The organism is Lacticaseibacillus kribbianus, from assembly GCF_020180945.1.
GTDB lineage: Bacteria > Bacillota > Bacilli > Lactobacillales > Lactobacillaceae > Lacticaseibacillus > Lacticaseibacillus kribbianus.
In genome coordinates this window covers 804,506-824,138 of record NZ_JAIPUL010000001.1, presented here as the reverse complement: position 1 = coordinate 824,138, position 19,633 = coordinate 804,506, and the positions used below count along the sequence as shown (strand labels likewise).

The 19,633-nt window shown below is 64.2% G+C and carries 18 protein-coding genes; 3 read left to right on the top strand and 15 right to left on the bottom strand.

The window, feature by feature from the left end:
- Positions 1 to 90: 90 nt before the first annotated feature.
- Positions 91 to 666 carry an LOG family protein gene (locus LE416_RS03920; RefSeq protein ID WP_225047180.1) on the bottom strand — a complete coding sequence of 192 codons (576 nt, stop codon included), beginning with the start codon at positions 664 to 666 and terminating at the stop codon, positions 91 to 93.
- Positions 667 to 727: 61 nt separating this feature from the next.
- A complete protein-coding gene (locus LE416_RS03915) occupies positions 728 to 4,171 on the bottom strand; it encodes an MMPL family transporter (RefSeq protein ID WP_225047179.1) in 3,444 nt (1,147 codons plus the stop codon).
- Positions 4,172 to 4,335: 164 nt separating this feature from the next.
- Here LE416_RS03915 and LE416_RS03910 point away from each other — a divergent pair, with 164 nt between their 5' ends.
- Entirely contained in the window at positions 4,336 to 4,929 is a 594-nt protein-coding gene (locus LE416_RS03910) for a TetR/AcrR family transcriptional regulator (protein WP_225047178.1), read from the top strand.
- A 59-nt stretch (positions 4,930 to 4,988) separates the two neighbouring features.
- On the opposite strand, the gene LE416_RS03905 is transcribed toward LE416_RS03910, so the two are convergent.
- Positions 4,989 to 5,804 carry an HAD family hydrolase gene (locus tag LE416_RS03905; RefSeq protein WP_225047177.1) on the bottom strand — a complete coding sequence of 272 codons (816 nt, stop codon included), beginning with the start codon at positions 5,802 to 5,804 and terminating at the stop codon, positions 4,989 to 4,991.
- On the bottom strand, positions 5,801 to 6,361 hold the full coding sequence (locus tag LE416_RS03900; protein WP_225047176.1) for a TetR/AcrR family transcriptional regulator: 561 nt from the start codon (positions 6,359 to 6,361) through the stop codon (positions 5,801 to 5,803). The genes LE416_RS03905 and LE416_RS03900 overlap by 4 nt, the downstream gene beginning before the upstream one ends.
- A gap of 253 nt (positions 6,362 to 6,614) precedes the next feature.
- Here LE416_RS03900 and LE416_RS03895 point away from each other — a divergent pair, with 253 nt between their 5' ends.
- Positions 6,615 to 8,360, top strand: a complete 1,746-nt coding sequence (locus LE416_RS03895) for a glycoside hydrolase family 2 protein (RefSeq protein ID WP_225047175.1) — start codon at positions 6,615 to 6,617, stop codon at positions 8,358 to 8,360.
- A gap of 314 nt (positions 8,361 to 8,674) precedes the next feature.
- On the opposite strand, the gene LE416_RS03890 is transcribed toward LE416_RS03895, so the two are convergent.
- On the bottom strand, positions 8,675 to 9,418 hold the full coding sequence (locus tag LE416_RS03890) for an amino acid ABC transporter ATP-binding protein (protein WP_225047174.1): 744 nt from the start codon (positions 9,416 to 9,418) through the stop codon (positions 8,675 to 8,677).
- A gap of 183 nt (positions 9,419 to 9,601) precedes the next feature.
- Here LE416_RS03890 and LE416_RS03885 point away from each other — a divergent pair, with 183 nt between their 5' ends.
- Positions 9,602 to 9,739 carry an SPJ_0845 family protein gene (locus tag LE416_RS03885; protein WP_225047173.1) on the top strand — a complete coding sequence of 46 codons (138 nt, stop codon included), beginning with the start codon at positions 9,602 to 9,604 and terminating at the stop codon, positions 9,737 to 9,739.
- Between the two features lie 33 nt (positions 9,740 to 9,772).
- On the opposite strand, the gene LE416_RS03880 is transcribed toward LE416_RS03885, so the two are convergent.
- The 10 genes from LE416_RS03880 to trpD form a co-directional block, all read right to left on the bottom strand.
- The gene (locus LE416_RS03880) at positions 9,773 to 10,063 is read right to left on the bottom strand and encodes a nucleoside triphosphate pyrophosphohydrolase family protein (protein ID WP_225047172.1); all 291 of its coding nucleotides are present in this window, start codon (positions 10,061 to 10,063) and stop codon (positions 9,773 to 9,775) included.
- 13 nt (positions 10,064 to 10,076) lie between these two features.
- Positions 10,077 to 10,676: a ribosome biogenesis GTP-binding protein YihA/YsxC gene (gene yihA / locus LE416_RS03875; RefSeq protein ID WP_225047171.1), complete on the bottom strand. Its 600-nt coding sequence runs from the start codon at positions 10,674 to 10,676 to the stop codon at positions 10,077 to 10,079.
- A 173-nt stretch (positions 10,677 to 10,849) separates the two neighbouring features.
- Positions 10,850 to 12,106 (bottom strand): ATP-dependent Clp protease ATP-binding subunit ClpX, encoded by a 1,257-nt coding sequence (gene clpX / locus LE416_RS03870; protein WP_225047170.1) that lies wholly within the window; start codon positions 12,104 to 12,106, stop codon positions 10,850 to 10,852.
- Positions 12,107 to 12,241: 135 nt separating this feature from the next.
- A complete protein-coding gene (locus LE416_RS03865) occupies positions 12,242 to 13,219 on the bottom strand; it encodes a linear amide C-N hydrolase (protein ID WP_225047169.1) in 978 nt (325 codons plus the stop codon).
- Positions 13,220 to 13,658: 439 nt separating this feature from the next.
- Entirely contained in the window at positions 13,659 to 14,978 is a 1,320-nt protein-coding gene (gene tig, locus LE416_RS03860; protein WP_225047168.1) for a trigger factor, read from the bottom strand.
- Between the two features lie 138 nt (positions 14,979 to 15,116).
- Entirely contained in the window at positions 15,117 to 15,899 is a 783-nt protein-coding gene (gene trpA / locus LE416_RS03855; protein ID WP_225047167.1) for a tryptophan synthase subunit alpha, read from the bottom strand.
- Complete coding sequence (trpB, locus tag LE416_RS03850) at positions 15,892 to 17,094, bottom strand: tryptophan synthase subunit beta (RefSeq protein WP_225047166.1); 1,203 nt, start codon at positions 17,092 to 17,094, stop codon at positions 15,892 to 15,894. The genes trpA and trpB overlap by 8 nt, the downstream gene beginning before the upstream one ends.
- Positions 17,095 to 17,101: 7 nt before the next feature.
- Positions 17,102 to 17,665 (bottom strand): phosphoribosylanthranilate isomerase, encoded by a 564-nt coding sequence (locus LE416_RS03845; RefSeq protein WP_225047165.1) that lies wholly within the window; start codon positions 17,663 to 17,665, stop codon positions 17,102 to 17,104.
- Positions 17,662 to 18,444 (bottom strand): indole-3-glycerol phosphate synthase TrpC, encoded by a 783-nt coding sequence (trpC, locus tag LE416_RS03840; RefSeq protein ID WP_225047164.1) that lies wholly within the window; start codon positions 18,442 to 18,444, stop codon positions 17,662 to 17,664. Before trpC ends, LE416_RS03845 begins: the two co-directional genes overlap by 4 nt.
- On the bottom strand, positions 18,441 to 19,463 hold the full coding sequence (trpD, locus tag LE416_RS03835) for an anthranilate phosphoribosyltransferase (protein ID WP_225047163.1): 1,023 nt from the start codon (positions 19,461 to 19,463) through the stop codon (positions 18,441 to 18,443). The genes trpC and trpD overlap by 4 nt, the downstream gene beginning before the upstream one ends.
- Positions 19,464 to 19,633 lie beyond the last annotated feature (170 nt).

Here is a 19,633-nt window from a genome sequence, read left to right as displayed (position 1 = left end):
CTCGCTGAACGCCGCTTGTCAGGCACCCTTTTTCTCAGCACCGATTTAATTAAGTCCAGTATAGCACAAGTCGCCGGCTTGACAAGCCGATCACCCACGCTTTGGGTACTGCCGGATCGCCGGGGGCGTGTAGGACACCATGAAGGCGCCGATTTCCTCCAGGTCATCTGAAAACAACAGCTTGGCGCGGTCCGCCGCCGTCAAAAAGCCCGCAGCCACCATGTCGTCGAACATCGCGGCCAGGTGCCGCCAGAAGCCGCCAACATCGTAGAAGACGCAGGGGCCGGCGAAGTCGCCGATGCGCGCCCACGAGAAGGCCTGGCTGATTTCCTCCAGGGTCCCGACGCCGCCGGGCAGCGTGATGCACCCGTCGGCCTGCGCAAGCATCTGCTGCTTGCGCACCGACATGTCGGGCACCACGGTGAGGTCCGCCAGGTTGGCGAGGCTGGCCCCGCGCGCGTACAGGTTCTCGGGCATGATGCCGCGCACCTGCCCGCCGGCGTCAAGCGCCGCCCTAGCCGCTGTGCCCATCAGGCCCAGGCCGCCGCCGCCGTACACCATGGTCCAATTCCGGGCCGCCAGCCACTTGCCCAGTGCGGCCGCCGCCGCGGTGTGCGCGGGATCGTTGCCCGAGGCCGCGCCGCAAAACACTGCAATTGTTGTCATCTTCTCCCCCCTCTTTGGCCATGATACCAGAAAAGCCGCCGTGTTCGGCGACTTTTTGTGGTCAGTGCGTGGTGCCTGCGTGCTCGCGCCGCTCGTGCCAGTCGGTCAGGCTGATCAAGGCCGACAGGGTCAGCGGCAGAATAATCACCAGGATGGCCAGACCGAAAATCACGCCCAACGCCACCTGGATCAGCGTGGTGACGCCGCTTGGCATCAGGGCCGCAAAGGTGCCGGCCAGGATGATGGCGGCTGAGACCACCACGGCCCCGATTGCGGTCGCGGCCTTTTGCATCCGCGCCTTGAGGTCGGGCTCGACCGCGTCATCCTTGTAGCGAATCATCAGGAAGATGCTGTAGTCGACCCCAAGCGCCATCAGCATGATGAACGTGAAGAACGGCGTGTTCCAGGTCAGCATCGCCCGCCCCAGCAGATGAGCGGAAACCAGCCGGGTCAGCCCCATCGCGCTGACGTAGGCCGCAAGCAGCGTGCCGATGATGGTCAGCGGCTGCAACAGCGACTGAGTGACGACAATCAGCGCCAGGCCGATGCCGATCACCATGATGGTCGCGGTGCGGGTGAAGTCGCCGTTGGCCAGCTGGCGCAGGTCGTGATCCTGCGCGGTCTGACCGCCGATGGCAACCGTGGCGCCCGCAAGCCGGCCGTGCCTGAGCTGGGCCGCCAGATCCCGCTTCAGCGTGGTGAACTGACGGTCGGTGGTGCTTGAGTTCGGGTCGCCCTTGAACACCACGGTCAGCGTGGTGATCTTGCGCCCGTCGGCCATGTAGGCGGCAAGCGACGGCTGGAACGCCTTGGCCGCGATGCTGGCCTGCGGGAGGTAAAAGGCATCCCCGATGTAGGACCGCCGCAGGCCGCCCAGGTACTGACGCATCGCCTGGTTGCCGGTTTGCAGCGTGCCCAGGCCCTTGGTCGCGGTTTTCAGGCCGTCCTGGAGCTGGTCGACCTGGTCAACCAGGCCGGACAGTTTGGACGTCATCTGCTGCACCCCGGCGTTGGCATGGGCGTTGCCGGTGGCCAAGGACTGTGCGCCCGTGGTCAGCGCAGCGCTGCTGCCGGCAAGCTTTTGGGTGCCGGCCTGAAGTTTGCCTGCGCCCTGCGCGAGCTGAGTGTTGGCCGAAGCGACCTTGGTGGCCCCGCCGGCCACCTGGTTGAGGCCGCCGGCCAGCACCGTGTTGGCCGAGGCAATCTTGTCGTCGGCGGCGGCAAGCTGGGCGTTGGCCGAAGCCAGCTGTGTTGCCCCGCTGGCCAGCTGATCGGCGCCGTTGGCCAGCGCCTGCGTGCCGGAAGCGAGCTGCTGGGTGCCGGCGGTCAGCTGGGTGACCTTGCCGGTGAGCGTCGGCAACGTCTTCGTGAAGGCGGTCACCTGGTCGTTCATGGTCTGGGTCCCCGTGGTCAGCTGTCCAACCGCCGTCTGCAGTGCGGCGATGCTGTCGGCGGACAGCTGCCCCTTGGTCGCCGCCGTGATCAGCGGCATCATCGACGACATCGAATCGGCGAGCGTCACCAGCTGATCCACCTTCGATTGAAGGGTCTGCATGCCGGCGCTGATGGTCCCCGTGCCGGTCTGAAGCTGGGTCAGCCCGGTGGTGAGGGCCGGCAGCTGCTGGGTCAGCGTGGTCACGCCGGCGTTCAGGGCGTCAGCGCCGCTCGCCGCAGTCTTGGCGCCTTCCGCCAGCTTGGCGCTGTTGGCCGCGACGCTGGCCGCACCGGTTGCCGCCGCTTTAGCCCCCGCCGCGGCCTGGCTGCTGCCCGTCGCGGTTTGCCCGGCCCCAGTGGCCGCCGTCTTGGCGCCTGAGGCAACCTGATTGGCACCGCCTGCGGTCTGGGTCGCGCCGGCAGCCAGCTGCCCGGTTGCGGCGTTGGCGCTTTGCACCCCGGCGGCGTACGTGCTAAGCCCCGCGTTCAGGGTCTCGGCCCCGCTGGCCAGTTGCTGGGTGCCGGCCGCGAGGGACTGGACCTGCTTAATGCTGCCGGACACGTCTGCGGCGCCCAGCTGATCGGTTGCGCCGCTCAGGCCGGCCTTGATCTGTGCCAACCCCTTCTGCGAGGCCGCAAGCCCCTGGGTGATGGTGGCCAGCTGCGACCTCAGGTACATCGCGTCGATCTTGGTGCCGCCGGGCTCGGTGACACTCGCCACGGTTTTGACCCCCGGCTCTTTTTGCAGGTACTGGGTCAGCGCGTCGATGGCCGCAAGCTTCGCCGGCGTGTCCAGCCGCGACTTGCTTTGGATGTAAATCGTGGCCGGGGCGGTCATGCCCTTGGAGAAGTGCTGTTGAATCACCACGTAACCGGCCTTGCTCGGGTAGCTGCTCGGCAGCTCGTCTGCGCTGTTGAAGTTCTCCTCGGCGCCAAACGTCGCGGCGAATGGTACGGCCAGCGCGAACACCGCCGCGAGAATCACCGCCGGCCTTGCCAGCGCGGCCTTAGACAGGCCGTGCCACAGCCGCGAGCTGGTGCTGCCGCCGGCGACCTTACTCGGCCAAAACAGGCGCGGGCCAAGCGTTGCCATGAAGAACATGTTCAACGTCAGCAGCACCGGCAGCAGCACCAGGACACCGATGGCCACGGCCGACGCGCTTTGGTAGAAGGAAAACTTCGCCAGCCACAGCACAGAAAAGCCAATCAGAACCGAGACGCCGGAGTACAGGACCGTGCGGCCGCCGTGGCGCCTAGTAGCCCGCATTGCGTCGTACGCCGACCGCCCCGCCGCCAGCTCGCCCTTGAAGTAGTCGTACAGCAGGATGTTGTAGTCGGTGCCGATGCCGAACAGCACCACCACCAAAAAGACCTGGGTGAAGTTGGAGATCGGGAACCCGGTGTACTGCGCGAGGTTCATCACGATGCTCAGGCTGGTGATGAAGGCCACCCCGACGTTCAACAGCGAGATTACCGGCACGATCGGCGAGCGGAACACCAGGATCAGAACCACGAAGATGAAGACAATCGCGATCACCTCGGTTTTTTGAATACCGCGCTCGGTGACGGTGGAGAAATCGTCGTTCAGAGCGTCGACCCCGGTCACGTACGTCTTGACCCCGGCCACCTTCAGCTGGTGCGTCAGGGCCTCGACCTGTGGCTTGACCGTGCCGGTCTTCTTGACCGTGATCTGCGCCAGCTGGGTGGTGCGGTCCGCCGCAATCAGCTTCTTTTTGGTCTGGGCGTTGGCGCTTGGCGCGAGCACCGACTGCACGGTCAGGTGCTTTTGGCTGTGCAGCGCGGCCAGGGCGGCCGCAATGCGGGCGCTTTGCGCCGCGGTCAGCTTGCGGTTGCCGTTGCTGAAAACGGCGGTGTAGGCGCGTACGTTCTTGTTGCCGTTGGCGGTCTTTGAGATGCGGTCGGCGACGCTGCTCTGCGCGCTGGCCGGCAGGGTGACCGCGCCGTTTTGGCGCACCAGCGCCGAGACGTTGGGCAGCGTGACCACGGCCACGACCACGATGAGGAGCCAGGCGATCAGGGCCGGCCACTGATTTTGACGAAACTTTTTCACTGCAATCACATTCCTTCTCGAGCGTTAACCATCTAACATTGGACGGTTGTCAAAAGACAAGTTCGATGATAAGGTGGACGCGGTGAGGAAACAAGTGACAGTGCTCGGAGTGACGACCAGGATTAGACACATGGCCAGGCATTGTCCAAAAGGAAGGCGATTTCATGAAGTACGACCCGACCCACAAGCAGCCGCGCGGCATCGTCCGCACCCAGCGCGCGTTCAGCGACGCGATGTTCGGCCTGCTGGCGCAAAAGCCCTTCGAGAAGATCACGGTCAACGAGCTCTGCCAGCTGGCCGACTATCCCCGGGCGACCTTTTACAATTACTTCGATGACAAGTACGACCTGATTGGCTACTGCTGGTACTGCCTCAGCAAGGAGATTCACCTGACGGACCTCCAGGAACACCCGCAGGAAGGCGCGCTGCTGGAGCTGTTCGCCCAGACCTATCGCGTGTTCGCCGCCCACCAGCCGCTGCTGTTGGCCATCGTCGCGCAAAATCCGCTGGACAGCCAGCTGGTGGCGAACTTCCTGCACCACTTCGCCGGCGTCGTCGAGGACCTGATTGTCACCCGGCTGCGCCTGCAGGACACGGTGACCCCGGTGGCGCTGGTCGCCAAGCACTACAGCAACACGGTGCTGCTGATTCTCGAGTGGATTTTTCTGGACCAGCACGAGGCCACGCTTGCCGAGGCCGAGGACTACCTCAAGGACCTGCTGACCCCGCCGGCGCAACACGCGATCAGCAACGATTGAATGACAATAGGCGTCTGCCGCCGTTAATTCGGAGGCAGACGCCTATTTAGTTGGTGCGCTTAGCCCTGCGCCGGCAGCTGACCGGCCAGCACGAGGTCGATGCCTCGAAGCACCCCGGCCTCGTCGTTGCTGGCGGTGCGGTAGTTGGTGTGGGCCGCCATGTTCGGCGTGGCGTTGGCCATCCGCACCCCGTAGCCCACGGTCTGCATCATCTCGATGTCGTTGTCGGTGTCGCCGAAGGCCATCATCGCCGCGGGCGCGATGCCAAGCTTCGCCCCGAGCTGCCGAAGGGCGCGCCCCTTGTTGACGTTCGGCGCCATCAGGTCGATAAACGTCGGGCCGCCGACGGTCACCGCCAGCCGGTCGCCGAAGTGCGGGCGGTAGAACGCATCCGCCTGGGTGTAGGCGTCGCCGGCCGCAAAGTACACGGTCGCCTTGGGCACATCCTCCGTCAGGGCCAGCAGGTCGGGGATGAAGCCCATCGTGGCGATGAAGTGCGACATCTCCTGCTGGACGCCGCGGTCCGCCTCAGCAAAAAGTGTGCTGTCCAGCGTGCAGATCAGGGGCACCCCGAGCTGGCGCGCCTGGGTCGCCCGCACGACCTCGTGATAGTCGGCCGGGCGCATCAGGTTGGTCGCAAGCAACTCGCCGTGGCGCTTGATCACCGCGCCGTTTTCCGCCACCAGGGTCATCGCGTCGAGCACCGGGGCGAACATCGCCTCCAGCGTGTACACGGCACGGCCGCTGTCGGCGACGAACTCAATGCCGGCGGCGGCCAGCGCGCGGATTCGGTCAAAGGTCCCCGCCGGCAGCTGCTTGTCGCTCTTCAAAAGGGTCTGGTCCATGTCCGAGGCAATCAAGCGAATGTCCGTCATGCGCTTGCTCCTTTGGTTGCAGTGAAGGCCTGAAGCCTGGCGTCCAGCTCGGCAATCACTTGCGCCTGATCGGCGGCCAGGCCGCCGCCCAGCCAGTCGGCGACCAGCCCCACCGTCCCGGAGACCAGGTAGTTCAGGGCCAAGGCCTGAGCCGCGTCCAGCGGGTTCAGCGCCCACGCCGTATTCAGGCTGTCGATCAAAGTCGCCTTGATGCGGCGGGTCACGGCGCTTTCGTTCGCGCTGTCCTGGACCAGGTTGAGGATCGACTGCTGGGCCGACAAGTAGGTCAAGCAGGTCGCAAGCCAGTTCTGGTAGCTGCCGCCGATGGGCTGAATGCTTGCAGGCGTGAACTGCTTGACCAGCGTGTCGACCACCTGGTCCACGATGCTGGCCTCAAGCGCCGACAGGTCCTTGTAATGAAGGTAGAAGGTACCGCGGCCGATGTCCGCCAGGTCGGCGACGGCGGCAACCGTGATGGCGTCGGCGGGCGCGGAGCGTCGCAGTGCGACGTAGGCGTTCTCGATCGCCCGCCGGGTCTTGATGACGCGTCTGTCCATGAAATCCCTGCTTTCGTGTCAAATGTTAAACAGAAGTTCGCTAATGAACACATTTTACCATTGATGAGTCACCGCCGTAAAGACCGGACAGCAAAGATGACACGTGTCGTTAAACGATCATTAGTTGGTTAACCGACGATGGCGTTGCGCGTGAAATGCACCAGTTAGCGGTTCCAAATTGTGTTCGCCGGCTCGTTGGGCTACGATAGACGTGCAAGGAACGCCCGGTGTCGCGGGCGCATGGAGGCAACCAATGAAGCAATTAATCACCAGCTGGGGAGCGGCGCTCGACCGCAGCGCGCCGCTCCCAGAATACCCCCGCCCACAACTGCGCCGGGCGAACTGGCAGAGCCTGAACGGACCCTGGGACTACGCCATCACGAAGACGGCGGCGGAGCCCGAGGCGTTTTCCGGCCAGATTATCGTGCCGTTCTCACCCGAAAGTCCCCTGTCGGGCGTCAACCGGCAGCTGCAGCCCGGCGAGACCCTGTGGTACCGCCGCACCATCACCCTGCCCTGGCACACGCCGGGCCAGCACGTGCTGCTCCACTTCGGGGCGGTCGACCAGTTCTGCCGCGTCTTCGTCGACCGCAAGCTTGTCGGCGAACACCTGGGTGGCTACTGGCCGTTCACGCTGGAGCTTGCGATCGACCGCGAAACCGTGACGCTGATCGTTGCGGTGCAGGACCGCTCGGATCAGGGCCTTGAGGCGTACGGCAAGCAGAAGCTGGACCGCGGCCACATCTGGTACACGGCCCAAAGCGGCATCTGGCAAACCGTGTGGCTTGAGGTCACGCCTGCCGTCTACATCACCGACCTGACCATCACCCCGCAGCTGGCGGACCGCCGCGTGAAGGTGGCGGTCAAGCTGAACCGACCGGGCCACGCCGCGCTCACCGTGCGCGTGCTGGCCGAAGGCACGGTGGTGGCGTCGGCCACAACGGACCGCGCCGACCTGACGCTGGCGCTGCCCGACCCGCGGCCCTGGTCGCCTGACGACCCGTTCCTCTACGACCTGGAGCTGACCGCCGGCGACGATCGCGTCACCAGCTACTTCGGAATGCGGTCGTTCACCCGTGGGCGGGACGCCCACGGCCACGCCGCGTTTTTGCTCAACGGCGCACCCGTTTTCCAGACCGGGGTGCTTGACCAGGGCTACTGGAGCGACGGACTGTACACCGCGCCCAGCGACGAAGCGGTCGTGGCGGAGCTCACCGCGCTCAAGGACATGGGCTTCAACATGCTGCGCAAGCACGCCAAAATCGAGCCGCTCAGGTGGTACTACCACTGCGACCGCCTCGGACTACTGGTCTGGCAAGACATGGTGTCCGGCGGCGGCCCCTACCGCGACCTGATCATTCGCCAGCTGCCCTTCGTCGGTGTGAGCTTGGACGATCACGATTACGCACGCCTCGGGCGCGGCGACGTCCGCAGCCGCACCCGCTACCTCGCCGAGCTCGACGCCACCGTCGCCCTGCTCAAAAATGCGGTGGGGTTGTGCACCTGGGTGCCGTTCAACGAGGGCTGGGGACAGTTCGACGCGCTGCGCACCGCCGCGCGCGTGCGCAAGCTCGACCGCACCCGGCTGTTGGACCACGCCTCAGGCTGGTACGACCAGGGCGGCGGCGACTTCAAGAGCACGCACCGCTACTACAAGCCTTACCGCATCAAGCCGGACGCCCACGGTCGCATTCAGGCGCTCACCGAGTTCGGCGGCTACACCCTCGCCGTCGCCGACCACACGGCCACGACCGCGCCGTACGGCTACAAGCAGTTCAAGGACGCCGCCGGCCTGACCAAGGCCCTTCAGGCGCTGTACCGCACCAAGGTTCTGGCCAACCTCGACTCCGGGCTGGCCGTGGCCATCTACACCCAGGTTTCAGACGTCGAAGACGAGTGCAACGGCCTGTGGACCTACGACCGCGCGCAGCTCAAGGTGGCGCCTTCGGTTTTCCAGGCCATCAATGCCGAGCTGAAGCGGCGCTACAATCATGGCTGACGCTGGCCGCGTCAATCGTTATTTTGCAACCCATCTTTACAAATATTGACGTTTCCGCGCCCCGTGCCGTGTTATATTAATCAATGTAAACAAACCATTTGCTTACACCCCAAAAATTTCGTCGTCGCTCACGGTGCCCCCACACCGCGGGCAAAAAAGCCGCAGCTGCGGCTTTTTTTAGTTTTCAACGCTGAACGGGCCTGACTCAGCGGACCGGGTTGCCACGTCGCACGCTTGATAGTCTGCTCACACGCACCGGCAACACAGCCCACCACAAAAACACGGCCACCCAATTTGGGTGACCGTGTTTGGCGTTACTGGGCCAAGACCTTGCTGAGGAAGTCCTGGGTGCGCGCCTCCTTAGGCGCGCTGAAGATCTGTTCTGGGGTGCCCTTTTCGGCGATCACGCCCTGGTCCATGAACCAGACCTGATCGGCCACCTCGCGGGCAAAGCCCATCTCGTGGGTGACCACGACCATGGTCATCCCCGACTTCGCTAGGTCCTGCATGACCTTGAGCACCTCGCCAACCATCTCGGGGTCAAGCGCGGAGGTCGGCTCGTCAAACAGCATCACGTCCGGCTCCATCGCCAGGGCGCGCGCGATGGCCACGCGCTGCATCTGCCCGCCCGACAGGCTGGCCGGGTATGCCGAAGCCTTATCCGCCAGCCCGACCTGATCGAGCAGCGCCGTCGCCTTGGCGGTCGCATCGGCGTCGCTTGCGCTTTTGACCTTCATTGGCGCGAGCTTGATGTTTTCCAGCACCGTCATGTTCGGGAACAGGTTGAACTGCTGGAACACCATGCCCATCTTCTCGCGCACGGCGTCCAGCTGCTTTTCGGACAGGCCGACCAGGTTGGTGCCCTCGAAGCTGATCTCGCCCGACGTCGGCTGGTTCAGCAGGTTCAGGCTGCGCAGGAAGGTCGACTTCCCGCCACCGGAGGCCCCGATGACGACGATCACGTCGCCGCGGTTGATGGTCTCGGAAATGTCGTTCAGGACCACGTTGTCGCCGAACTTCTTGACCAGGTGGTTGATTTGAATCAGTGGCTTGCTCATGTTTAGCTTCCTTTCGCGCGGGCGCCGCCCTGTACAGGCAGCCGCGTTGTTCATCTTGGTTAGATAATACACCGGTATTTATTTTTATGCAAGTAATATGCAAACTTTTTCCCGTAGTCGCGGCTGGTATGCGCCAAGGCGGCATGCTATAATGCGAGGGAAAGCGGAAAAGGAGTGGCAACTATGGCATTAAAGGTGAATACGAAAACCGACTGGGGCGAGATGTTCGACAAGTTCGCCACCGTCCCGGCCGAGGAGAAAAAGGCGGGTCCAGATCCTAAGAAGCAGGAGCAGACCGCCAAGAAGGAACCCAAGAAGTAAGCAAAAGGCCGCGACTGAGTCGCGGCCTTTTGCTTACTTCTTGGTCTTTGGGTACTTCGCCGCAAGCGTCTCCAGGTTGGCGCTTGCCACCTCGTCGAAGGGAATGTCCGCCCACAACGCAATCTGCGACAGGTACCACAGCACGTCGCCGAGGTCGGCCTTCAGCTCGGCGCGGTCGAGGTCGTAACCCTGGAAGGTGTACTTCTTGACCAGGTCCACCACCTTGCCACCGTCGGACGCCAGGCCCAGCGTCAGGTTCGTCAGCACGTGCTCGTTGCCGGCCAGCGTCTTGTTGGCCTGGGTTTGATAATCGTTCAGTTCCACAGTCTTGCCTCCATCAGTCCGCCGCGGGGATGCCCGCGGTCTGTTCAAGCCACGCCCACACCTGATCCTTGCCCTCACCGGTTTCCGCGGAGAAAAGCACGAGCTGGTCGGTCTGGTTCAGATCCAGCGTGGTTGCAATCTGGCGAATCGTCTGGGCGCGGCGGGCGCGGCTGGTTTTGTCCACCTTGGTTCCGACCACGAGCACCGGCTGGTTGAAGTACTTCAGGTACTGGTACATGCTGACGTCGTCCTCGCTCGGCGCGTGTCGCGCGTCGACCAGAAGCACCGCACCGCGCAGCGGCTGGCGTGTGGTGAGGTACTCCTCGATCATCGCGGCGAACTTGGCGCGCGCGGACTTGGAGACCTTCGCGTAGCCGTACCCCGGCACGTCCACGAAGTACAGCTTGGATTCGATGTTGTAGAAGTTCAGCGTCTGCGTCTTGCCCGGCACGCTCGAGGTGCGGGCCATGGCCTTGCGATCGATCAGCCGGTTGATCAGGCTCGACTTGCCGACATTGCTGCGGCCGACGAACGTGATCTCGGGGTAGCCGGTGTCCGGGTACTGGACCTTGCTTGCGGCGCTGATCGTCAGTTCGACTTGGTTCACTTTCACGGGGAGATCCCTCCTTAACTGCAGTCTAGTGTAGCATACAACCGGCGCCTGCGGTTAGGGCAAAAACCACGGTCGGCTGCTAGAGGCCGTGCGTGGACACGAAAAAAGCCGCAGCTGCGGCTTTTTCACGTTCTAAAAAACGTCTGTGTGCGGTTGGTTCAGGCGCGTAGGCCTTAGGAAGCCTTGCGCCCGTTCTCGAGCTTCATCTCCGGTGCGGCGGTGCCGTCGACGGCGGCCTTGGTGACCACGGCCTTCTTGACCTCCGGACGGCTCGGCAGGTCGAACATCAGATCCTGCATGACCGCCTCGATGATGGAGCGCAGACCGCGGGCCCCAGTGTCGCGCTCGATGGCCTTGTGCGCGATGGCATGCAGCGCGGCCGGCGTGAACTCAAGCGCGGTGTCGTCCAGGCTCAACAGCTTCTGGTACTGCTTGACCAGGGCGTTCTTAGGCTCGGTCAGAATCCGCACCAGGTCGTCTTCGGTCAGCTTCTCCAGCGCGGCGATGATCGGGATGCGGCCGATGAACTCCGGGATGATCCCAAACTTCATCAGGTCCTCCGGCACAATCTGCTGCATCACGGACTTGCTTTCGTCGTAGCCCTTGGCCTCGTCGGAGTTGGCGCCGAAGCCAATGGTCTTTTCGCCCATGCGGTTCTTGACGATCTGCTCAATGCCGTCGAAGGCCCCGCCGACGATGAACAGGATGTTCGTCGTGTCGATCTGGATGAACTCCTGCTGCGGGTGCTTGCGCCCGCCCTGCGGTGGCACGTTGGCGATGGTGCCTTCGAGGATCTTCAAGAGCGCCTGTTGGACGCCTTCGCCCGACACGTCGCGGGTGATGGAGACGTTCTCGGACTTCTTGGCAATCTTATCGATTTCGTCGATGTAGATGATGCCCTTTTCGGCGCGCTCCACGTCGTAGTCGGCGTTTTGCAGCAGCTTCAGCAGGATGTTTTCGACGTCTTCGCCGACGTAGCCCGCCTCGGTCAGCGTGGTGGCATCGGCGATGGCGAACGGCACGTTCAGGATGCGCGCCAGGCTCTGCGCCAGAAAGGTCTTCCCGGAGCCGGTTGGGCCGATCAGCGCGATGTTGGACTTTTGCAGCTCCGTGTCGCCTTCCTCGGCCACTTCCATCTGGTTGACGCGCTTGTAGTGGTTGTACACCGCCACCGCCAGGGCGCGCTTGGCGGCGTCTTGGCCGATGACATAGTCGTTCAGGATCTTCAGAATCTCGGCCGGCTTCGGCACCTCGAGCTGGCCCTGAACGGCGTCTTCCTTGAATTCCTCATCGATGATCTCTTTGCACAGGTCGATACATTCATTACAAATATATACACCAGGGCCAGCAACGATCTTTTTCACCTGGTCTTGGGACTTGCCACAAAACGAGCAGGTCACAGGGCCGGTGGTCTCAACGTTGTCAAACATGTTTCAGCACCCCTTCGTTTAGGCACGCGCCCATTGCGGCGCGTTAATTGACTTCATCCAGACTAGCATACAGCACCGCTGTCTGCAAGCCCCGGGAACGAGTCGCAGCGCTGCCGCACCATCCGGTCGGGCCAATCAGTTAACCGCCACAACCACCGGGTGTTCGTCGACCGCGACGAAGGTCGGTGCGCCGGCCGCAAGCGCCGATTCGGTCAGCCGCACCCGCGTCAGGCGGGTGGCGGCGTAGGCCTGAAAGTAGTAGGTGGAAGCCGCAAGGTCCAGGTACGCGCGGTACTGGGTGACCTCGGGGCGTCCGTCCGCCATCAACTTGACGTCCGCCGCCTGATCGAACGGGGCCAGCGCGTGGCCGAGCGCCACAATCGCGTCCGTGGCGGGCGCTAGGTGCTGGCGCACGAAGGCCGCGCGGACGAAGCGCGACACCGAGGTGTAATCCCCCGGCAGCCCCACCGCACCGGTTCCCGCGGCCCCCGCGCCGCTCGCAGTCAGGGTGCCGTACTCGCGCGACGGTGCCACGCGGTTGGTCAGGTGTGGGTAATTGCCCAGATTCTGCAGGTGCCAGGGAAACTGCGGGCTGTTGGTCATCACGCCGACCGGGTTGTCGTAGTAGGTCAGCCCGGCTTCGGTCTGCTCAATCACGCCACACGCCCCCGTTCGGTCCGCCACCAGCCAGTGCAGCGGCACCGGGTGCCCCAAAAGCGCGTTGGTCACGCGCACCACGTTGAGGCCGGCGAGGCTGGCCTTCACCTCCGCGGCGCTTGCGCAGTGGCCCAGCAGGTAGGCAATCACCTCGTAGGCCGCCAAGTTGCGCTTGCCGGGCACCGGGGACACCGTGGCCTTGGATTCCGTCAAGTACTGCGCTGTCGCGGCAAGGCCGGCCGAATTGACGCCGTCGAGCATCACCAGCCCGTCGATCAGCCTGCCGGCACCGACGAAGCCGTGGGGGCCGGCGAAGCCTTCGGGCGCGGCCGCGGCGGTGAAGCGGTGGTGTCTGGGCACAATCACGGGCGCGGCGTCCAGCGCCACGTCAAAATCCATCGTGCGCGCCAAGTACCAGCGACCGGCGTCGTCTTGGTAGGTCATTCCTGTGCACATGGGTCTCACTCCTTGTGGGGTTTACCTTCAGTATACCCAAGCGCGGGGGGCCGCCGCGCCTTTGCGGCTTCACGAAACCTTACCAAAATCACCACGGTCCGCACACCGCTTGGCGCCATACTGATCGCGTACTAGGAAAGGATGAGTCAGATGTCAATTCAGTTGTTAACCGGGCTGAGTGCCCTAGGCATGGTGGTCGCCGCCACCCTAGTTGCCCGCAGCGTCACCCGCCGCCGGGCGGTATTGGTGCCAATCCCCGCCAGGGAGGCATCGCGTTAAGCCCGCACTGCCGACAGAAAACACGGACGGCCCCGCCCCCTGCGTCAGCCCGGGACGGGACCGTCTTTGCGTGGCGTCGTGCAGGCCGCCCCTGTCAGTGGCGGCGGCCCGTGTTTGACGGCATCAAAAAACCCCTGCAATTGCAGGGGCCAAAGACTGATTAGTCTTCCTTTGGTGCGTCATCTTCCTTAGGCGCTTCGACTTCCTTAGCGGCATCGGTGATGATCTTGATGGCCTTCTTGACGCCGATGTCGTGCTTCAGCATGTCATCGGACAGGGCGCGGCGTACGGCCTTTTCGTCCATGTTGTATTCCTCGGCCAGGTCCTTGATCTCAGCGTTGACTTCGTCTTCGCTGGCGTCAAGCTTCTCTTCGGCCACGATGGCCTCGAGCACGAGGTTGGTCTTCACGCGGGTCTCGGCGTTGGCCGCGAACTGCTTTTTCAGATCGTCCTCGGAGGTCCCGGTCAGCTGGAAGTACATCTTCGGGTCGATGCCCTGCTGCTGCATGTTGCCCATGTACTGGTCGTACTGGTTCTGGGTCTCGGAGTCGAGCATGGCTTGCGGCACTTCCTCGATCGTCGCGTTGGCAACGGCCTTGGCGATGGCCTGCTCCTGCACGGCATCTTCGGCGGCTTCGACCTTCTTTTGCTGCAGGTCGGACTTGATCTTCAGCTTGAGTTCCTCAAGCGTGTCGACGTCTTCGTCCAGATCCTTGGCAAAATCATCGTCGAGTTCTGGCAGTTCCTTGCTCTTGACTTCGTGAATCGTGGTCTTGAACTCGGCTTCCTTGCCGGCAAGGTCCTTGGCCTGGTAATCCTCAGGGAAGGTGACCTTGACGATGACTTCCTCGCCGGCCTTGTGCCCGATCAGCTGGTCTTCAAAGCCCGGGATGAAGGAGTTGGAGCCCAGTTCAAGCGCGTAGTTCTTGGCGGAGCCGCCATCGAACTCGGTGCCGTCGACGGTGCCGACGTAATCGATGGTCACGGTGTCGCCCTTTTCAGCGGCCGCGTCTTCCTTGAGAACAAGTTCAGCCTGGCCCTGGCGCTTGTTGTCCAGTTCCTTGGCCACTTCCTCGTCGGTGACGTCGCGGTCCTGCTTGTCGACCGTGACACCCTTGTAGTCGCCGAGCGTCACGTCAGGCTTGACGGTCACTTCAGCGGTGATCACCCAAGGCTTGCCCTCGTCCATGGATTCGATGTCAATCTTCGGCTGGTCGACTGGGTCAATCCCGGCTTCTTCAATGGCAGCCTCGTAGCTGTCCGGAAGCAGGATGTTCAGCGCATCTTCGTAAAGTGCGGATTCGCCGTACATGCGGTTGAACACGGTGCGAGACACGTGACCCTTGCGGAAGCCCGGCACGTTCAGGTTCTTCTTGACGCGGGTGAACGCCTTATCCAATCCTTCTTTAATTTGGTCTTGTTCGATTTCAAAGGTCAAAACACCGGTGACGGTGCCTTTCTTTTCCCATTTTGCAGCCATGCTGTACCTCCGACATAAGTTTTCGCAATTCGTATTGCATACCTGACAAGTCTACACGAAAACCGAAAGATTGTAAACGTTGCGCCGGTTTTTTTGACAAGTAAAAAGCCTTGGCAATGCCGCGGCTTTCTATCGATACTATTTGGCTGCGGCGCGGATTGCCGCCACCATCTCGCGGGTGTACGCCCCGATGACCTGCGGCGCATCCTTCCCAGCCGCCGCTGCCTGTTCGACGATGGCGGAACCGACGATCACCCCGTCGGCGACTTGCGCCATCGCCTGCGCCTGCTCCGGCGTGTGAATCCCGAACCCGACGCAAAGCGGCGCATCGGTGACGGTCCGCAACTGGCCGATCAGGTCGGCCAGGTTCTGGGCGAAGCTGGTCCGCGTGCCGGTCACGCCGAGGGCGGAGACGATGTAGACGAACCCGGTCGCCGTCGCCACCAGCTTGGCCAGCCGCGGCCCCGAGGTCGGGCTGACCAGCGGAATCAGGTCGAGGCCGTGCTTGGCGGTGAACGGCAGGATTTCTGGCGCCTCCTCCGCCGGCAGGTCTGGAATCACAAGGCCCGAGACGCCAAGCGCCGCGCACCAGGCGCAAAACGCGTCGTAGCCGTACTTGAACGGAATGTTGGCGTAGGTCAGAAACACCAGTGGCACCTGGGTCTGCTTGCGAATCTCGGCCACGATGTCAAACACGCCGTTGACGGTGATGCCGCCGGCAAAGGCCCGCAGTCCCGCGGCCTGGATCACCGGCCCGTCGGCGATGGGGTCCGAAAACGGCACCCCGAGCTCGACGATGTCGGCACCGGCCTCAGCCAGCGCCACGACGTTGGCCACCGTGGCCGCCGCGCTCGGGTCGCCCGCGGTGACGAACGGAATGAAGGCCTTGTGGTTCTTGAACACGTCTCGTAAGTTAGTCATGAATCTCTTCCCCCCGGTACTTGGCAATGGACGCGACGTCCTTGTCGCCGCGTCCCGACAGCGTGCAGATGATGCTTTGGTCCGGCCGCATCGTTGGGGCGAGTTTTTGGACGTAGGCGACGGCGTGGCAGCTCTCGATGGCGGCGATGATGCCCTCCTGCTTGGCGATGAACTCAAAAGCGGCAACCGCCTCTTCGTCGGTGATGCCGACGTACTTGGCGCGGCCCGCCGCCTGAAGCGCGGCGTGCTCCGGGCCGATGCCCGGGTAATCCAGCCCGGCCGAGATGGAGTAGACCTTGGCGATCTGACCCTCGGTGTTCTGCAGGAAGATGGACTTCATGCCGTGGAAAATCCCAGGCGTGCCGAGCTCAAGCGTCGCGGCGGTTTTGCCGCTGGCCACGCCTTCACCGGCGGCCTCGACCCCGTAAAGGGCGACGGATGGGTCGTCCAGGTAGGCCGCAAAGCTGCCGATGGCGTTGGAGCCGCCGCCGACGCAGGCAACCACGGCGTCCGGCAGCCGACCGGCGACGGTCTGGTACTGGACCTTGGACTCCTTGGAGATCACGGACTGAAACTCGTGGACCATCGCGGGGTACGGGGCCGGGCCCATCGCGGAGCCGATCACGTAGAAGGTGTCGTTCGGGTGTGCGGCCCAGTCCTGCAGCGCCGCATTGACTGCGTCCTTCAGCAGGCCCTGGCCGGAGGTGACCGCGGTCACCTTGGCCCCAAGCAGCCGCATCCGGTAGACGTTGAGCTGCTGGCGCTCGGTATCCTCCTTGCCCATGAAGACCTCGCACTCCATCCCGAACAGCGCGGCGATAGTGGCCGTGGCGACGCCGTGCTGGCCGGCGCCGGTTTCGGCGATCAGCCGCGTTTTGCCCAGCCGCCGCGCCAGGAGCACCTGGCCGATCACGTTGTTGATCTTGTGCGCGCCGGTGTGGTTCAGGTCCTCGCGCTTCAGGTAGATCTTGGCACCGCCGAGCGTCTCGGTCATGCGCTTGGCGTAATAAAGCAACGACGGCCGGTTGGCGTACTCATTGAGAAGCCGGTGGAACTCGGCCTCAAATTCGGGATCGGCGAGCGCGTCCTTGAAGGCGCCGGTCAGCCGGTCGAGCTCTGCCATCAGCGTCTCCGGCACGTACTGCCCGCCGAAGTCGCCGAAACGATTCGCAATTGTCTCTGTCATGTGTTGCATCCTTTCATTATATCCTTGCAGCCGCCACGAACGCGGCGACCTTCTCCGGGTCCTTGTGCCCCGCCGTTTCCAGTCGACTGGAGGCATCCACCAACGCGGGGTGCGCGATGGCGATCGCCGCCCCGACGTTATCGGCGTCCAGGCCCCCGGCCAGCATCAGCGGCCGGTCGACGGCCGGCAAGTGGCGCCAGTCCAGGGTTTGCCCTGACCCGTCCCCCGCGTCCACCAGGGCAAAATCCGCCGTGGTGTGCGGCTTCGCCTGCGTGACGCGGGCCATCACGGTCAGCCCCTTTGCGTGCAGGGCGGCGATGCCAGCGGCGCAAGCGGTGCGGTGCAGCTGCACCGTGGTCACCACGTCACAAAGCGCGGCCAGCATCGCCTGGTCCGGCTCCAGCAGCACCGCCACCGGGACGATGCCCGGAGCCAGCGCGGATGCGAGTGCGCGGCACTGCGTCACGCTGACATGGTGGCGACCCGGCGCCAGCACGAAGCCGGCGTAATCCGGGCGCACGTGGTTGATCAGCGCGACGTCGGCCGCGGTCATCAGCCCGCAGACCTTCACCGCCGTCACCGGGTGGCCTCCCGGAACGCGGCGATGGTCGCGGGCCGATCCGCCGCCCGCATCAGCGCCTCGCCGATCAGCGCCCCGTCGAGCCCGGCTCGGCGCAGGCGCCCAAGCTCCGCGGCGGTCGTGATGCCGCTTTCGGCAATCACGCGGACGCCGGCCGGCACCTCTGGACGCAGACGGATGCAGGTGGCGAGGCTGACCTGAAACGTCGTCAGGTCGCGATTGTTGATGCCGATCAGCCGCGGGTGCAGCGCAAGCGCGCGCCGGATTTCCGCCGCCGAATGGCACTCGACGAGCACATGCAGACCCAGCGCGGTGGCGTGCTGGTAGTACGCCGCCAGCTGGGCATCGCTCAGAATGGCGACAATCAGGAGCACCATGCGCGCCCCGGCGACCTTGGCCTCGTCGATCATGTAGGCGTCGATCACGAAGTCCTTGCGCAGCACCGGCGTCGCCACCTGCCGCGTCACCGCGCGCAGGATGTCGAGCGACCCGTGGAAAAAGTCGGGCTCGGTCAGGCAGCTGATCGCGTCGACCCCGGCCGCGGCGTAGTCCGTCGCGATGGCAATCGGGTCAAAGCTGGCGGCGATCACGCCCTTGGACGGCGAGGCCTGCTTGACCTCCGCAATCAGGCCAAAGTGGTCGCCGAGCGCCTCGATGAATCCGGGACGCACCGGCTCGGCCAGGGCCTGGGCGCGGGCGGCCATCACGCTTGGGGCGCAGGCCGCCTGGTGCTGTACCAGGCGTCGGCGCGTGGCGGCGACAAGCTCATCCAGAATCATGCGCTCACCCGCCCGTCAAAGGCCGCAAGCGCAGATTCGAGGCGGGCCTGCGCCGCGCCGCTTTCAAGCGTCCGCTGCGCAAGCGCCACCCCGGCCGCCACGGTGGCGGTGCGGTGGGCCAGGTACAGGGCGAGGCCGGCGTTCAGCACTACCGCGTCGCGCTGGGCCGAAGTCGCCCGGTTGGCCAAAACGGCGCGCGTGATGGTCGCGTTCTCCTCAGGGCTCCCGCCGACCAAAGCGGCCGGTGCGGCCAGCGCCAGGCCGTAGTCGCGCGGGTCGAGCGTGCCTTCGGTGATCACCCCACCTCGAATGTAGCGCACCTGCGTTTTACCCGTGACGGTCACCTCGTCCAGGCCGTCGGTGCCGTGCACCACCGCGCCGGAGGTGACGCCCAGCTTCACCAGGGCCTCCGCCATCGGGTCCAGCAGATCCTCGCGGTACACCCCGAGCAGCATGTAGGCCGGCTTGGCCGGGTTGCTGAGCGGCCCGATCAGGTTGAAAATCGTTGGGAAGCCCAGCGCCTTGCGCGTGGGCCCGACGAAGCGCATGGCCGCGTGGTACTTCTGCGCGAACAGGAAGCACAGGTTGGTGTCCGCCAGCAGCCGGGCGCTAAAAGCCGGGTCGGCGTTGATGTCAAAGCCCAAGGCCTCGAGCACATCCGCGGCGCCGCTGCGCGAGCTGGCCGCGCGGTTGCCATGCTTGGCGATTGGCACCCCGGCCGCCGCGATGACAAACATGCTGGTGGTCGAGATGTTGAAGGTGTTGGCGTGGTCGCCGCCGGTGCCGACCACCTCGAGCACCGGCGTGGCCGGGGCGAAAGCCAGCGCGTGGTCGCGCATCGCCGCCGCGGCGCCGGCGATTTCCTGCGGCGTGCTGCCGTTGGCCGCAAGCGCCGTCAGGTAGCTGGCAATCAGCTGCGGATCGACGGTGCCGTCCATCAGCTCGTCGTGGGTCGCGCGCGTCTGTTCGTAGGTCAGGTCAGTGTGGTTCAGTAACGTGGTAATGGCTTCTTTGATCATGTTCGTCTCCTTGGTGCCTTCGCACCGCATCCATTGTGTCGGTCTGCTGTGGCCGGCGCCGCCATCGTCTCATCACCATGCTTGTCACCGCTTCCTTGTCGAGATAAACAAAAATTCCGCCCCAAACCAGTCTCCACGACTGATTAAGGACGGAATTCTCCGCGGTACCA

Bases quoted from the DNA above. Each gene is read 5' to 3' on its own strand.
- LE416_RS03900 (WP_225047176.1), bottom strand. From the start codon at position 6,361: ATGGACAGACGCGTCATCAAGACCCGGCGGGCGATCGAGAACGCCTAC.
- trpB (WP_225047166.1), bottom strand. From the start codon at position 17,094: ATGCAACACATGACAGAGACAATTGCGAATCGTTTCGGCGACTTCGGC.
- LE416_RS03895 (WP_225047175.1), top strand. From the start codon at position 6,615: ATGAAGCAATTAATCACCAGCTGGGGAGCGGCGCTCGACCGCAGCGCG.
- trpD (WP_225047163.1), bottom strand. From the start codon at position 19,463: ATGATCAAAGAAGCCATTACCACGTTACTGAACCACACTGACCTGACC.
- LE416_RS03920 (WP_225047180.1), bottom strand. From the start codon at position 666: ATGACAACAATTGCAGTGTTTTGCGGCGCGGCCTCGGGCAACGATCCC.
- trpA (WP_225047167.1), bottom strand. From the start codon at position 15,899: ATGACTAACTTACGAGACGTGTTCAAGAACCACAAGGCCTTCATTCCG.
- clpX (WP_225047170.1), bottom strand. From the start codon at position 12,106: ATGTTTGACAACGTTGAGACCACCGGCCCTGTGACCTGCTCGTTTTGT.
- LE416_RS03890 (WP_225047174.1), bottom strand. From the start codon at position 9,418: ATGAGCAAGCCACTGATTCAAATCAACCACCTGGTCAAGAAGTTCGGC.
- LE416_RS03905 (WP_225047177.1), bottom strand. From the start codon at position 5,804: ATGACGGACATTCGCTTGATTGCCTCGGACATGGACCAGACCCTTTTG.
- LE416_RS03910 (WP_225047178.1), top strand. From the start codon at position 4,336: ATGAAGTACGACCCGACCCACAAGCAGCCGCGCGGCATCGTCCGCACC.
- LE416_RS03865 (WP_225047169.1), bottom strand. From the start codon at position 13,219: ATGTGCACAGGAATGACCTACCAAGACGACGCCGGTCGCTGGTACTTG.
- LE416_RS03885 (WP_225047173.1), top strand. From the start codon at position 9,602: ATGGCATTAAAGGTGAATACGAAAACCGACTGGGGCGAGATGTTCGAC.
- tig (WP_225047168.1), bottom strand. From the start codon at position 14,978: ATGGCTGCAAAATGGGAAAAGAAAGGCACCGTCACCGGTGTTTTGACC.
- trpC (WP_225047164.1), bottom strand. From the start codon at position 18,444: ATGATTCTGGATGAGCTTGTCGCCGCCACGCGCCGACGCCTGGTACAG.